The 13,838-nt window shown below is 64.5% G+C and carries 18 protein-coding genes; 11 read left to right on the top strand and 7 right to left on the bottom strand.

Going from position 1 to position 13,838, the window contains the following annotated elements; genetic code table 11:
- Positions 1–23: 23 nt before the first annotated feature.
- The 4 genes from MUB52_RS09035 to folK all read right to left on the bottom strand — a co-directional run bounded on the left by MUB52_RS09035 (position 24) and on the right by folK (position 4,039).
- Complete coding sequence (locus tag MUB52_RS09035; RefSeq protein ID WP_263843880.1) at positions 24–695, bottom strand: DUF2062 domain-containing protein; 672 nt, start codon at positions 693–695, stop codon at positions 24–26.
- A gap of 90 nt (positions 696–785) precedes the next feature.
- Positions 786–2,945: a RelA/SpoT family protein gene (locus MUB52_RS09030; RefSeq protein WP_263843879.1), complete on the bottom strand. Its 2,160-nt coding sequence runs from the start codon at positions 2,943–2,945 to the stop codon at positions 786–788.
- A gap of 33 nt (positions 2,946–2,978) precedes the next feature.
- On the bottom strand, positions 2,979–3,332 hold the full coding sequence (gene rpoZ / locus MUB52_RS09025) for a DNA-directed RNA polymerase subunit omega (protein WP_263843878.1): 354 nt from the start codon (positions 3,330–3,332) through the stop codon (positions 2,979–2,981).
- Positions 3,333–3,430: 98 nt separating this feature from the next.
- A complete protein-coding gene (gene folK / locus MUB52_RS09020; RefSeq protein ID WP_318527414.1) occupies positions 3,431–4,039 on the bottom strand; it encodes a 2-amino-4-hydroxy-6-hydroxymethyldihydropteridine diphosphokinase in 609 nt (202 codons plus the stop codon).
- A gap of 97 nt (positions 4,040–4,136) precedes the next feature.
- Here folK and MUB52_RS09015 point away from each other — a divergent pair, with 97 nt between their 5' ends.
- The 11 genes from MUB52_RS09015 to MUB52_RS08965 all read left to right on the top strand — a co-directional run bounded on the left by MUB52_RS09015 (position 4,137) and on the right by MUB52_RS08965 (position 10,672).
- Complete coding sequence (locus MUB52_RS09015) at positions 4,137–4,691, top strand: LabA-like NYN domain-containing protein (protein WP_263843877.1); 555 nt, start codon at positions 4,137–4,139, stop codon at positions 4,689–4,691.
- 136 nt (positions 4,692–4,827) lie between these two features.
- Positions 4,828–5,778, top strand: coding sequence for a 4-hydroxy-3-methylbut-2-enyl diphosphate reductase (gene ispH, locus MUB52_RS09010; RefSeq protein WP_263843876.1), 951 nt, complete (start codon positions 4,828–4,830; stop codon positions 5,776–5,778).
- Between the two features lie 17 nt (positions 5,779–5,795).
- Positions 5,796–6,170 carry a nuclear transport factor 2 family protein gene (locus MUB52_RS09005; protein ID WP_404818209.1) on the top strand — a complete coding sequence of 125 codons (375 nt, stop codon included), beginning with the start codon at positions 5,796–5,798 and terminating at the stop codon, positions 6,168–6,170.
- A 74-nt stretch (positions 6,171–6,244) separates the two neighbouring features.
- A complete protein-coding gene (locus MUB52_RS09000; RefSeq protein ID WP_263843874.1) occupies positions 6,245–6,859 on the top strand; it encodes a LysE family translocator in 615 nt (204 codons plus the stop codon).
- On the top strand, positions 6,856–7,512 hold the full coding sequence (locus tag MUB52_RS08995; RefSeq protein WP_263843873.1) for a glutathione S-transferase family protein: 657 nt from the start codon (positions 6,856–6,858) through the stop codon (positions 7,510–7,512). Before MUB52_RS09000 ends, MUB52_RS08995 begins: the two co-directional genes overlap by 4 nt.
- Positions 7,513–7,543: 31 nt before the next feature.
- On the top strand, positions 7,544–7,993 hold the full coding sequence (locus MUB52_RS08990) for a DUF3429 domain-containing protein (protein WP_263843872.1): 450 nt from the start codon (positions 7,544–7,546) through the stop codon (positions 7,991–7,993).
- Positions 7,993–8,586: a class I SAM-dependent methyltransferase gene (locus tag MUB52_RS08985; protein WP_263843871.1), complete on the top strand. Its 594-nt coding sequence runs from the start codon at positions 7,993–7,995 to the stop codon at positions 8,584–8,586. Before MUB52_RS08990 ends, MUB52_RS08985 begins: the two co-directional genes overlap by 1 nt.
- Positions 8,579–9,043 (top strand): ribonuclease HI, encoded by a 465-nt coding sequence (rnhA, locus tag MUB52_RS08980; RefSeq protein ID WP_263843870.1) that lies wholly within the window; start codon positions 8,579–8,581, stop codon positions 9,041–9,043. Before MUB52_RS08985 ends, rnhA begins: the two co-directional genes overlap by 8 nt.
- Positions 9,036–9,437 (top strand): NUDIX domain-containing protein, encoded by a 402-nt coding sequence (locus tag MUB52_RS08975; protein WP_263843869.1) that lies wholly within the window; start codon positions 9,036–9,038, stop codon positions 9,435–9,437. Before rnhA ends, MUB52_RS08975 begins: the two co-directional genes overlap by 8 nt.
- Positions 9,434–10,057 (top strand): trimeric intracellular cation channel family protein, encoded by a 624-nt coding sequence (locus MUB52_RS08970; RefSeq protein ID WP_263843868.1) that lies wholly within the window; start codon positions 9,434–9,436, stop codon positions 10,055–10,057. Before MUB52_RS08975 ends, MUB52_RS08970 begins: the two co-directional genes overlap by 4 nt.
- 180 nt (positions 10,058–10,237) lie before the next feature.
- Positions 10,238–10,672: a YHS domain-containing (seleno)protein gene (locus tag MUB52_RS08965; RefSeq protein WP_263843867.1), complete on the top strand. Its 435-nt coding sequence runs from the start codon at positions 10,238–10,240 to the stop codon at positions 10,670–10,672.
- Positions 10,673–10,765: 93 nt separating this feature from the next.
- On the opposite strand, the gene MUB52_RS08960 is transcribed toward MUB52_RS08965, so the two are convergent.
- The 3 genes from MUB52_RS08960 to MUB52_RS08950 are packed head-to-tail and all read right to left on the bottom strand — an operon-like array spanning position 10,766 to position 13,805.
- The gene (locus tag MUB52_RS08960) at positions 10,766–11,788 is read right to left on the bottom strand and encodes an ABC transporter substrate-binding protein (protein ID WP_263843866.1); all 1,023 of its coding nucleotides are present in this window, start codon (positions 11,786–11,788) and stop codon (positions 10,766–10,768) included.
- Positions 11,758–13,140: a sensor histidine kinase gene (locus MUB52_RS08955; RefSeq protein WP_263843865.1), complete on the bottom strand. Its 1,383-nt coding sequence runs from the start codon at positions 13,138–13,140 to the stop codon at positions 11,758–11,760. Before MUB52_RS08955 ends, MUB52_RS08960 begins: the two co-directional genes overlap by 31 nt.
- The gene (locus MUB52_RS08950) at positions 13,137–13,805 is read right to left on the bottom strand and encodes a response regulator transcription factor (protein WP_263843864.1); all 669 of its coding nucleotides are present in this window, start codon (positions 13,803–13,805) and stop codon (positions 13,137–13,139) included. Before MUB52_RS08950 ends, MUB52_RS08955 begins: the two co-directional genes overlap by 4 nt.
- Between the last annotated feature and the right edge of the window lie 33 nt (positions 13,806–13,838).

Raw genomic sequence — 13,838 nt, 5'->3', positions numbered from 1 at the left:
CACGTGCTTTGACCCAAGCACTGTTAGTCCCCGGTTGGATGTTCCGCTTTGCGTTTTGCGTCTGCTTTTGCAGCAGCCTTGGCCTTGAGGGCGTCGAATTTATTCTTGATCATACCTTTACGGCGCGCCTGGTAAACCCGGATCACCGGCACGGAGAGGTAATAGCAGAGACTGGCAAAGAAGATGCCTGGCAGAATGCCACCAACCAGATAGGGAAAGAAGATCTCGTCGTAGAAGATGCTGAGCCGGGTCCAATCGGCACGGGCATCGGTGAAGATGGCGATAAAGTTGTCTTTCAGATCGGCGGCGGCATCAGCGAATTTTCCAACAAAGGAGCGATGCATCCGCTCGTCCACTTGATCGCCCAAGAGCCAGTGCCCGGTGCTGAGTGCAGCCACCCCGATGGGCACATAAGTGAGCGGATTGCCGAAGAAGGTGCCCATAAGGGCGGCGATCACGTTGCCGCGCAGCACGAAGGCGAGCCCTGCCGCGATGAAGAAGTGAAAGCCGTAAAACGGGGTAAAGGCGGCGAAGACTCCGGCCCAGATGCCGCGGGCAATCCGTTCCGGGCTGTCGGGCAGACGCCGCATCCGGTGCTTGACGTAATGGAACGCGCGCGCCCATCCGCCACGCGGCCAGAGAAACTCTGCCACGGCGCGGGGCCAGCTCTTGGGATCGCGGCGCTTGAAGACCAAGGGACGGGGTTCCTCTGCAGCAATGATGTCGGATGCCTGCCCGCGCAGAACACTCCGGAATAGTGACCTATCAATGACGGGGTCGCTGCCTCAGGCAGGTGTTTCCACCGGCCCTTGGGACAGATTGCGGGCCCGCGAAATCGCGGCCACATCGCTCTCGGCCTCAAGGGTCAGCATCAACGAATGCAAATGCGCAACGTCCCTGAGCTCCACATAAATCAGAAGTCGGTAAAAGTCAGGTTTCCTATCGATAAATTGCAAATCTGAAATATTCGCTCGGGTTTCTCCGATTAAAGTACAGATGCGACCCAAGGTCCCTGCATCATTATTGAGCGTCACATCGAGCGTCGTGCCGTAGATCGCCGAGTGCGGGCCCTCGTGCCAACGCAGGTCGAGCCAGCGGTCGAGCTGCTCTTCATAGGTGCTGAGCCTATCGCAGTCGATCGCATGCACCACCACGCCACGACCGCGGTAGGTGATGCCGACAATGCGCTCGCCCGGCAGAGGCTGGCAGCAGAAGGCACGCTCAAAGGACTGCCCGGGCGTGAGGCCGATCACGGCCCGGCGCGCATCGACCCTCTCGCCGGGTTTTGGCGTGAGATCGGGGTAAACCGCCTGTACCACTTCGCGGCCGGTAATCTCGGCACTGCCGAGGCGCGCCAGCAGATCGTCGCGGTTCTTGAAGCGCATGTGGCGCGCGGCGGTGGCCAGCGCCTTGTCGGTGGCCTTGCGGCCCACATGTTCGAAGGCCGAGCGCGCGAGTTCGCGTCCGAGCTTGACGAAACGCGCGCGGTCCTCGTCGCGCAAGGCGCGTCGGATCGCCGAGCGGGCCTTGCCCGTGGTGGCGATATCCAGCCAGGTCGCCTGCGGGCTCTGGCCTTCGGCGGTGATGATCTCGACGTTCTGGCCGTTCTTCAGCCGGGTCCAGAGCGGCACCCGCATGTGGTCGACCTTCGCGCCCACGCAGGCGGTGCCGATGCGGGTGTGGATGGCGAAGGCGAAATCGATCGGCGTTGCGCCACGTGGCAGCTTGACCACTTCACCCTTTGGCGTGAAGCAGAAGACCTGGTCGGAATACATCTCGAGCTTGACTGCCTCGAGAAAATCCTCGTGGTCTTCCTCGGCGTCGAACTGCTCGGAGAGCTGGGTGATCCATTTCGCGGGGTCCACGGCGAAGGGGTTCTTGCTGCGTACCCCGTCGCGGTAGGACCAATGCGCCGCCACCCCGGTCTCGGCCACATCATGCATCTGGCTGGTGCGGATCTGCACCTCGACGCGCTTGCCGTCGCGGCCCGAAACGGTCGTATGGATTGAACGATAGCCGTTGGATTTCGGCTGACTGATGTAGTCCTTGAACCGCCCCGGCACCGCACGCCAGCGCTGGTGGATGGCGCCCAGCGTGCGATAGCAGTCCTCTTCCCGCTCAGTGATGATGCGGAAACCGTAGATGTCGGAGAGGCGGGAAAACGTCTGCTCCTTCTCCTGCATCTTGCGCCAGATCGAATAGGGTTTCTTGGCGCGCCCGAAGACCTCGGCCTCGACGCCCGCCTTGTCGAGCTCCAGCCGCATGTCGCCGGTGATCCGCTGGATCACGTCACCGGCCTCGCGTTGCAGGTTGATGAAGCGGCGGATGATACTGGCGCGGCCTTCTGGGTTCAGGACACGAAAGGCCAGGTCTTCCAGCTCCTCCCGCATCCACTGCATCCCCATGCGGCCCGCGAGCGGCGCGAAGATCTCCATCGTCTCGCGCGCCTTCTGCGCCTGTTTTTCGGGGCGCATCGCCTTGATCGTGCGCATATTGTGCAGCCGGTCGGAAAGCTTGACGAGGATCACCCGCAGATCCTTCGACATCGCCATGAAGAGTTTGCGGAAGTTCTCGGCCTGCTTCGTTTCCGTCGAGTTGAGCTGGAGGTTGGTGAGCTTGGTCACCCCGTCGACCAGCTCGGCCACCTCGTCGCCAAAACGCTTGGCGACCTCGGCATAGGATGCCTTGGTGTCCTCGATGGTGTCATGCAGCAGCGCGGTGATGATCGTCGCATCATCGAGCTGCTGCTCGGTCAGGATGGCGGCAACAGCCACCGGATGGCTGAAGTAGGGCTCGCCCGAGTGGCGCAGCTGCCCCTCATGCATCGCGCGGCCATAGTCGTAGGCCGCGCGGATCAGCGCTTCATTCGTCTTTGGGTTGTACTTGCTTACGAGGCTGACCAGATCGTCGGCAGTGATTTCGATCTGGTCCAGCGTCGTTGTCATCCATCAGCCCCTTGGGCCGGGGTCAGGCTGTGCTCAGCTCTGCCCTTGCGCCGCCATCAACTGCCGCAGCAGCATCTCTTCAGACATGGTATCCTCTTCGGGCTTGTCCTGTTCGGCGCCCATCAGAAGTGCCATTGCGTCCTCTTCCGGCTCGTCGACCTCGATCTGGTTCTGGTTGCTCTCGATCAGGCGCTCGCGCAGCTCATCGGCGCTCTGGGTTTCGTCCGCGATTTCGCGCAGCGATACGACCGGGTTCTTGTCGTTGTCGCGGTTCACGGTGATCGCGGCGCCTGAAGAGATCTCGCGCGCACGATGCGCCGCCAGCATCACCAGCTCGAACCGGTTCGGAACTTTATCGACGCAATCTTCGACAGTGACGCGGGCCATGGAACACTCCATTGATCGGGGGTGGGTCAGAAGTCGCCTATTTAGGCTTCTTTTTCCCGATTTACAAGCACCCATTGCGGCGCGGTGGCCGCCATGTGCTAGAGCGCTTTGACCTCCCGCTTCAGGGCAGCGGGCAGCTGGTCCAGCATTTCGACAACCGTCTTGTCGAGGGCCGGGTGCACCCAATCCGGCGCCACATCGGCGAGCGGGACAAGCACGAACGCGCGCTCCTGAAGCCGCGGGTGCGGCAAGATCAGCTCGTCCGGGACGGTCTGCAGTTGGTCTTCGAGCGGCAGAGCGCGCCATCTGGCCTGGGTGGCGGCGTCCGGCAGCAGGATGTCGCCAACGCCAATCAGGTCCAGATCGAGGGTCCGCGCGTCCCACCTCTTGACACGGGTGCGGCCCATCTGCGCCTCGACCATGTGCAGCGCCTCAAGAATGGCCACGGGGGGAAGCGCGGTTTCGACGCTGAGGGCTGCATTCACATAGTCGGGGCCGTTTCCTGGCGGAAAGGCCGGGGTCCGGAAAAGGCGGCTCTCGGCCCGAATCACCCCCAGCCGCTCTACAACCGCAGCGATAGCCATTTTGACCACTTTCTCGGGCAGGCCCTCGCCCGATGCGCGATTTGACCCAACGGCAACCAGCGCGATTGTTCGGCTTTGTGGCAGGTTTTTGCCGGATTTCGGGGAGAGTGTCTCTTGCGGCACAACCAAAAAACCCTATTTTTGAACTGATCGGTTCGCCAAATAAGTAATCAAATTGTTTCGTGAGCACCAGCGACCGGGTTCAGCGGAAGGACCAAAAATGTTTTACAAGGACGAACGGCTTGCGCTGTTCATCGACGGCTCGAATCTCTACGCCGCGGCGAAGTCTCTGGGCTTTGACATCGACTATAAGTTGCTGCGTCAGGAATTCATGCGTCGGGGCAAGCTGTTGCGCGCGTTCTACTACACGGCCCTCCTGGAAAACGACGAGTATTCGCCCATTCGACCGCTGGTCGACTGGCTGAACTACAACGGGTTCACGATGGTGACGAAGCCGGCCAAGGAATACACCGACAGCATGGGACGCCGGAAGGTCAAGGGCAACATGGATATCGAGCTCGCTGTCGACGCAATGGAGCTTGCCCCGCGGGTCGATCACATCGTGCTGTTCTCCGGCGACGGCGATTTCCGTCCTCTGGTGGAGAGCCTACAACGCTCGGGCGTTCGCGTGTCGGTTGTTTCGACCATCCGCAGCCAGCCGCCGATGATCTCGGACGATCTGCGCCGTCAGGCCGACAACTTCATAGAGCTTGATGAGCTCAAGGAGGTCATCGGGCGCCCGCCGCGCGACATGCCGGATGCGGCGAACGGCTGATGCTGCCGTCGCACCTGTGGTGCGGGCAGGAAGTGCGTATTTCTTGAACAGTTATGACGGCGGGTGCGGCGGCAGCGCTCTGGACGCCCGCGGCGTGAGGCGGTAGCTAGGTCTTAAGCGGAGGAGAGCCTCACCGATGACCAAGCCGCCACTGACCCTCTATCTGGCCGCGCCGCGCGGGTTCTGCGCCGGTGTGGACCGCGCCATCAAGATCGTGGAGATGGCGCTGGAAAAATGGGGCCCACCTGTCTACGTGCGCCATGAAATCGTGCACAACAAGTTCGTGGTGGATGGGCTGCGCGATAAGGGCGCGGTGTTTGTCGAAGAACTGGACGAATGCCCCGATGACCGCCCGGTGATCTTCTCGGCCCATGGCGTGCCCAAGGCGGTGCCCGCCGCCGCCGCAGCGCGGGAGATGATCTATGTGGACGCAACCTGCCCGCTGGTCAGCAAGGTGCATATCGAGGCGCAGCGGCACTCCGACAACGGTTTGCAGATGGTCATGATCGGCCACGCAGGCCATCCCGAGACCGTGGGCACGATGGGGCAATTGCCCGAGGGCGAGGTGCTGTTGGTGGAAACCGTCGAGGATGTGGCGACGGTGGAGGTCCGCGACCCCGAACGGCTGGCCTATGTGACGCAGACAACGCTCAGCGTCGACGACACGGCCGACATCGTCGCCGCTCTTCAGGCCCGCTTCCCCACCATTGTCGGTCCGCATAAGGAAGACATCTGCTATGCCACCACCAACCGGCAGGAGGCGGTGAAGGCGATGGCACCAAAATGCGACGCAATGCTGGTGGTGGGGGCGCCCAATTCTTCGAACTCCAAACGGCTGGTGGAGGTGGGCGCGCGTGCGGGCTGCCGATACGCGCAGCTGGTCCAGCGCGCAACGGACATCGACTGGCGCGCGCTTGAGGGCATCCGCAGCGTTGGCATCACCGCTGGTGCGTCGGCGCCGGAGGTGCTGATCAACGAGGTGATGGACGCCTTTTCCGAGCACTACGACGTGACCCGAGAGGTGGTGGAGACCGCCGTTGAGAATGTCGAGTTCAAAGTGCCACGCGTGCTGCGCGAGCCGGCGTGACGCCAAAGGCGGTCGTCGTGGCCTTCTGGAAAGCGATGCAGAGCAACGATTTCGTCCATGCGAGCAGCTGGCTGTCAGAGGGCTACGAGGGCTATTGGCCGCAGTCACGCGAATTGATCCGTGGCCGCACGAATTTCATTGAGATCAACCGGCAGTATCCGGCTGCAGGGCGCTGGCAGTTCGACATCCGCACGCTGATCGCGGAAGGGTCACGGGTGGTGAGCGAGGTCGACGTCACTGACGGAGTGGTTTCGGCCCGCGTGATCACCTTCCACCAGGTAGAGCGCAAGCGGATCCGGTCGCAACTGGAGTATTGGCCCGATCCCTTCCCGACGCCTGCATGGCGCGCGCGCTATGTCGAAGTCATTGACCGTCCGAACTTTCCCGACTGAGCAGGCGTCGCTCCGGCTCGCCAAGCCCGCCGGACCCGGATAAGGTGAGCTCAATGTCGTCCGGAGGGTCTCTCATGATCTCGCTGCAATTTCTTCTGACCGCCATCGTCGTCGTCCTGGCTCCGGGCACCGGCGTGATCTACACGCTGGCACTGGGCCTGGGTCAGGGCCGTGGCGCAGCCCTGTGGGCCGCCATGGGCTGCACCATCGGGATCGTGCCACACCTGGCCGCGGCCACGCTGGGGCTCGCCGCCCTACTGCACACATCGGCAGTCCTCTTCACCATCGTGAAATTCGCGGGCGTCGCCTACCTGCTCTATCTCGCGTGGCAATCGCTGCGCTCCGGCGGGGCGCTGGCGATCTCGGCGGACCGAACGGTCGAAAACGGCTGGCGCATCGCGCGACGCGGCGCGCTGATCAACATTCTGAACCCCAAGCTGTCGATCTTCTTCCTGGCCCTCTTGCCACCGTTCCTCTCGGGCAACCCGGCCACGGCGACGCTGGAGATGACCGTGCTGGGCGCGATCTTCATGGCGCTGACCTTTGCTGTCTTCGTGCTCTACGGCCTCTTTGCCGCGCAAGCGCGCACGTGGCTGTTGGGCTCGGAGGCGGTGATGCGCTGGCTCAACCGCTCCTTCGCTGCGATCTTCGCAGCGCTTGCCGGCCGGCTGGCGCTGGAACGCGCGTGAGCGGGCTCACGCTCTACGGTTACCGTCCTTCTGTTTATACCCGCGTGATCCGGCTGGTACTGGCCGAGAAGGGGCTGAGGTATCGCTCCTGTGAGGTAAACCCCTTCGACCCCGGGGCCAGCGGTGACCGGCAGACGCCACATCCCTTCACGCGCGTGCCGGTGCTGGACCACGATGGCGTCCGGATCTACGAGACAGCGGCCATCGCGCGTTATCTCGACGCGGCCTTTCCGGTGCCGCCGCTCACGCCCGGCACGCCGATCGCGGTGGCCCGAATGGCGCAGGTGGTCGCGATCGTCGATGCCTACGGTTACTGGCCGCTGGTCCGGCAGGTCTTCGGACATGGCGTCTTCCGGCCACGGCACAGGCTTGAGGCCGACCCGAAGGAGATCACGGCCGGGCTTGCCGCCGCCGAGGCCGTGCTCGACGCGCTCGAGGCGATTGCCGTGGAAGGCACGGTGCTGACCGGCGCGGGGCCTACGCTTGCCGATTGCCACCTTGCGCCCATGATCGCCGCCTTTGCCGCGGCACCCCAGGGGCGCGCCGCCGTGGCCAGACGCCCGGCGCTCTCCAAATGGTGGCAGTGTTGGGCCACCCGCCCAAGCATGCGTCAGACAGATGTGGGCTTTGATAGAGCAAACGCAGAGTCTTGACCTCGCCGGTCGGCATGTCACAAAGCAGATCATGGCCCGTATCCCCACCGCACCGCTGATCCTTGGCCTTGCCGGGCTCATTCCCTTTGTCTGGGGGGCAGCGACCTATGTGAACAGCCCGCTGGCGAGCTGGGGGGCCGAGGCGCTGGGGCCGCGGTTTGTGGGACCTTACGTGCAGCTTTTCTATGGCTCGGTGATCCTCAGCTTCATGTCCGGCGTGCTCTGGGGCTTTGCCACCAAGACCACCGGCGCGAGGGCCGCAACGGGCTATGCGCTGTCGGTGATCCCTGCCCTTTGGGCCTTCTTCATGACCGGCGGCGGGCCGACCACAGCGGCGATGAACCTGATCTTCGGCTTTCTGGGCCTGCTGGTGCTGGATTTCGCCTTTTCGCAATGGGGGCTGACACCGCGTTGGTGGATGTCGCTGCGGGTGCTCCTGACCGCCGTGGTGGTGGCCTGCCTTGTGATCACGGTGATCTGATGAGCGACCCCGAAACCCTGAAGGTCTATGCCAAGCGGGCGCAGGACTATGCCAGGCGGTTCTCCGGCGACAGCGCGCAGAACCCGCATCTGATGGATTTCATCGCCGCACTGCCAAAGGGTGGCCATGTGCTCGATCTGGGCTGCGGGCCGGGCACCTCCGCCGCGCGCATGGCAGAGGCGGCCCTGCGGGTCACGGCCTTTGACCCGGTGCCGGAGATGGTGGCGCTGGCCGCCGCGCATCCGGGTGTCGAGGCGCGGGTGGCCGGGTTCGATGATGTGACGGGGCACGATCTCTATGACGGTGTTTGGGCGAACTTCTCGCTGCTGCACGCGCCGCGCAGCGACATGCCCCACCATCTGGCCGCCATTGCGTCGGCGCTGAAACCCGGCGGGCGCTTTCACATCGGCATGAAGACCGGCACCGGCGAAAAGCGCGACCCGATCGGACGGCTTTATACCTATTACATGGATGCGGAGCTGACCTGGCTGCTCAAGGAGGTTGGCCTGACGGTCACCGACCGCACGACAGGCCGTGGAAAGGGCCTTGACGGTGTCGAAGCGGACTGGATATGCCTCGCCGCTCATGGCTGAGCTTTTCGCATACACCGATGGGGCCTGTTCGGGCAATCCCGGGCCCGGGGGCTGGGGCGTCCTGCTGCGGGCGATGGATGGTGAGACCGTCGTGAAGGAACGCGAGCTCAAGGGCGGCGAGGCCGAGACCACCAACAACCGCATGGAGCTTCTGGCCGCGATCCACGCGCTGGAAAGCCTCAGTCGCCGCAGCGCCATCACCATCGTCACCGACAGCAATTACGTCAAGAACGGCATCACCGGTTGGATTTTCGGCTGGAAGAAGAATGGCTGGAAGAATGCCGCCAAGAAGCCGGTGGCCAATGCCGAACTGTGGCAGCGACTGGATGCGGCGAATGCGGCGCATGATGTGACCTGGAAATGGGTCAAGGGCCACGCGGGCCACCCCGAAAACGAGCGCGCGGATGAGCTCGCCCGCGCGGGCATGGCGCCTTTCAAGAAGGCGGCCGGTGCGTGAGGTCGCCTGCCCCGTCGCGCTGCACCTTAATGGGGTGCCGCGGCGCATCACGGCGTTCGAGCACCCCTTGGCCGGGCGGCAACTGGTGAAAGGCGGCATCCGGGCCGGAGAGCGCCCCGAACAGGCCGCCGCACGCGAGCTCTTCGAGGAAAGCGGGCTAGAGACGCGGGCGGCGATCTATCTGGGCGAAAGTGCCGAGATAGATGCAGGCACCCGCTGGCACTTCAGCCTCTGCCGTCTGGCGGGGCCCCTGCGGGCGCGCTGGCAGCACCGCTGCGCCGACGATGGGGGGCATCTCTTTCGCTTCTTCTGGGTCGAATTGGACGCGCCGCTGCCCGAGGGCTTCGCGCCGCCGTTTCAGCGCGCGGTGGATTGGATCAGGGGCCACCTATGACCCTCATTGCATTTCTCGACTACGCCTCGGTCTTCATCTTTGCGCTCACCGGCGCGCTGGTGGCCTCGCGCCAGCAGCTGGATCTGGTTGGGTTCGCCTTTGTCGCCTGCCTGACGGCGGTGGGCGGCGGGACGGTGCGCGATGTGCTCCTGGACCGCAACCCGATCTTCTGGATCGCGCAGCCGGCCTACATCGGCGTGGCCTGTGCCGCCGCTCTGCTGGTGTTCCTGACCGCGCATCTCTTCGAGAGCCGGCTGAAGGCACTGATCTGGCTCGACAGTTTCGCGCTGGCCGTGGCGGTGGCGGCAGGCACCGGCGTGGCGCTGTCACTGGGCCAGCCGGTGCTCGTGGTGGTGCTGATGGGCACCATCACCGGCTGCATGGGCGGGCTCTTGCGGGACGTGGTGCTCGACGACGTGCCGCTGGTGCTGAAGCAGGGCGAGCTTTACGTCACCGCCGCCTTTGCCGGCGCGACGGTCGCTGCGCTGATCCGGCCCTACTTCCCCGATGCGCTGGCGCCGCTGATGCTCTGCGCGGGCGTGACCTGGGCACTGCGCGCAGGCTCGCTCGCGTTCGGTTGGCGCCTGCCCGTCTACAAGAGCCTCCCGCCGCGGTCTTGATGGTGCTTGACGCCATCAGCGACCGAACGGAGCCCCGGCAAGGAGCCACCTCACTTTCAAAACAAGAGCCCGTGAGGCCGGTCACTTTTCTCTCGATGGAACGTCATTGGTCAGTGATCCGTCCGGTGGCGTATCCGGGGGCGCGCCCCGTACAAGCGGGTGCTTAACATGGAGAAAAAAGTGATCAGAAAACTTGTCGCGGCATTTGCGGCCGCAGTCACCCTCGCCCTCACCTCGTTGCCGGCAACGGCAGGAAACCAGCTGGCGGTGGCCATCGGGGGATACGACACGGTGTCGTACCATCAGGACGGACCAAAGCCCGGGGAGGCGCGAATCAACCACTTCTGGAACGGCGCGATCTGGTACTTCTCCTCGACGGAGAACCGGGACGCCTTCGCGGCGGATCCTGCGCGCTATGCCCCGGCCTATGACGGGTATTGCTCTTGGGCGGCGAGCCAGAACTACAAGGCCCCGGGCGATCCCAATGTTTGGCAGATCGTGGATGATGTGCTCTATGTGCAGGTTCATCCGCGGGCGCAGGAGCTGTGGCAGGCGGATATCCCCGCGCATATCGATGCGGGCAACGAGAACTGGCCGCGCATTCACCCGTTCTGAACCCTGCTCGCAAAACCAGGCCCCCGCGCCAGCCATTGGAGCGGGGGCAGACGTTGCAAGCGCAGCTAAATCTGTCACAGCGCAGATCTCCGTCTACTCCTGCTCGATGGAGCTGACCCAGCTGCGCAGGAAGGTGTCTCGACGCAGCCGGTCCAAGAACACAAGCAAGCCAGGGCCCAGGCGGATCGGGCGGATCACGCTTTCGTCGGCGCCCGCACCGCTCACGACCGGGGGCAGACCTGTGGCCGCCAGCAGATCGGGGCGCAGACGCAGCCCTGCCAGAAAATCGATCATCTGCCCCGCGGCCTCGGGCGCCTGTGCCGTTTGCGGGATGAGCGCGGTGCGCAGCATAACCGAAACGAAGTCATCCATCTCAACGATCACGATGCCCGGCGTATTCGGCAGCCGCGCCCGCGCGTAGGAGCCCAGAACGTTGTAGGCCAGCGCCAGCTCGCCGCGCGCCACCGCATCGATCATCTCGGCAGAGCAGCAATACAGCCGGGTGCCCAGCCGCCCCATGACTTCCGTGAGCCGCCAGAAGCTTTCAGTGTTGCGCGAGTCCTGCGTCGCGAAGAGATAGCCTGCGCCCGAGATCCGCACGTCGTAGGTGCCGATGCGCCCGCCAAAAACATCTGGATGGTCCCGCAGCAGCGCGATCAGCCCCTCGCGGTTGGTTGGCACCTCGAGCGTCTCGAAGGCCTCGGCGTTCAGCACCAGCACCGCAGGCTCCTGCGTGAAGGCGAAGACGCGGTCACGCCACTTGGCCCAGGACGGCAGGGCCGCCGTCGCGTCCGAACTGTAGCGCTGTGCAAATCCGTCGTTGGCAAGCTTGGTCTGCAGGTCCATCGCCGAGGAGATCGCCAGATCGTAATGCGCGCCCTCCTCATAGAGCGCCACCATCACCTGCGCGGAGCTCGCCACGTCATAGGTGATGGCAATGGGGTAAAGCGCCTGGAAGGCCTCGATGATCGGCTCGAAGACATCCGCGTCGGCCGTCGACAGGATGCGCAACTCAGCACTGCCCGGGGCCGGGTAGCGGCGGCTCTCTTCCAGCTCGAAGGCGTGGGCGAGGCTCGCGGCAAGGCTCAGCAGCAGGGCAAGACAAGCGTGACGCATGCGCCGGATCCTTCGGAACTGGAGATGATTTCAAGCGCCCCGCCATGGGCTTCGGCCACGTCGCGCACGATGGTCAGGCCGAGGCCGGAGCCGACCACATCGCCGACGTTCGAGCCCCGCGAGAAGCGCTCGGGCATTCGAGCCACATCCTCGGGCAGAAAGCCGCGGCCCTGATCGCGGATCTCCAGCCGGCATGGGTCGCCCGGCACAAGCCGGGCGGTGATGACCGTGTCGGCGGGCGAGTACTTGATTGCATTGTCCAGGATGTTGCGCACCGCGTTCTGCAGCAGGATCGTATCCCCCTGCACGGACAGCGGCATGTCGGGCAGGTCGAGCGTGATCGCGATGTCCTTCAGATCCGCGGTGGGCGACAGCCGGTCGACCGCGTCGCGCAAAAGCTCCCCCGGGTCGATCTCTTCGGTCTCCAGCTGATCCGAGCGCAGAGTGACCATCGCGTGGTCAAGCAACTGCCCGGCAGAGCGGGAGCTTTCATCCACCGCACGGATCATCTGGCGCAGGGCAGCGCGGTTTTCCGGCTTCTCCATCTGCAGGTGCACCATTTCCGCCTGCGTGCGCACCGTGGCGAGCGGCGTGCGCACCCGGTGGGCGGCCTCGACGATCAGGTCTTCGGAGCGCGTCAGCGCCGCGCGCAGCCGGTCGATGAAGCCGTTGAGCCCGCCCACCAGCGGTGTGAGCTCCGTCGGCGTCTCGGCCGTCACGGGCCGCAGATCCCGGGGGCCGCGCCGGCGCACGGCTTCGGCCAGACGGCTGAGCGGCGCGAGCGCATTCTGTGCAGCGAAGGTGCTCAGCGCGGTGGCCGCAAGGAAGAAGACCACCCCGATCGCGGTTGCCGTTGTGGTGATGCGCGCGGAGATGGCGGCGAGCCCCAGCCGCGTCTGCGCCACCACCACCTCCACCCTGTGGACCTGCCCCGCCGCATTGAGCGCGCGCCGCACCACAACCGCGCGTACCGTATCGCCGCGGTAGAGATAGGTTGCAAAGCGCGGGTCGCGCCCAGTGCCCGACGCCTCGGGCACCGGCAGGTCGTCGTAGCCGGTCAGCGTTTCGCCATCGAGGCGCACATGGTAAAACACCCGATCCTCGCTGACCGTACCCAGCATCGAGAGCGCTGAATAGGGGATCTCGACGCGCACGACCCCCGCATCGGTGTAAAGCGCATCCGCGATGGATGTGGCAGAGGCCGCGAGGATATTGTCCTGGGTCGCCTCCGTCGCCCGCTCGGCCACAACACGCAACGAGAAGAAAAAGGCCACCGACAGGAGGGCCGCCACCAGCGCCAGCTGCACCACCAGACGGCGGCGAATGGAACTCTGGCCGCGGGCGACAGTCATTCCCGGCGCACCATGCGATATCCCAGCCCCCGCACCGTCTCGATGGTGGCCTGCGTTTCACTGAGCTTGCGGCGCAACCGGCCCACGTAGACCTCGATGGCATTCTCGGAGACATCGTCGGCAAAGGAAAACAGACGATCCATCAGGTGCGATTTGGAGAAGATCTGACCCGGTGCGGCGAAGAAGACCTCCAACAGCCGCATCTCGCGATTGCGCAGCTGTTCGGCGCGCCCGCCGGCCGAGATGGTCCCCGCGTTCGAATCGAATATGAGCTCCGCGAATTCCTTTTTGTTGTCCGCCGCCCCGCCCAGGCGCCGCATCACCGCGCGGGTACGGGCCTCGAGCTCGGCGAAATCGAAGGGTTTCGTGATGTAGTCGTCGGCCCCGAGATCGAGCAACCCGACCCGGTCGGAGACCTCAGACCGCGCGGTCAGCACAATCACCGGCGTGGGTGCGTCCTGCGCACGATGTCGGCGCAAGAACTCGCGCCCATCGCCATCGGGTAGCATAATATCGAGCAAAATCAGATCGTAAGACACCGTGCGCGTGGCCAGCTCGGCATCCGCAAGGCTCGCCGCATGATCGACCACATGGCCATCGACGGCAAAGCGTCCGCTCAGCGCGCGCGCCAGGTCGGCGTTGTCCTCAACCAGCAAAAATCTCATTTGGTGCTGCTCATTCTTCCGGCGTGACAGGTT

The sequence above is a fragment of the Roseobacter sinensis genome (assembly GCF_025755255.1).
Taxonomy (GTDB): domain Bacteria; phylum Pseudomonadota; class Alphaproteobacteria; order Rhodobacterales; family Rhodobacteraceae; genus Roseobacter; species Roseobacter sinensis.
Note: the sequence above shows the minus strand (reverse complement) of the source record. Positions and strands in the feature narration are given on the sequence as shown.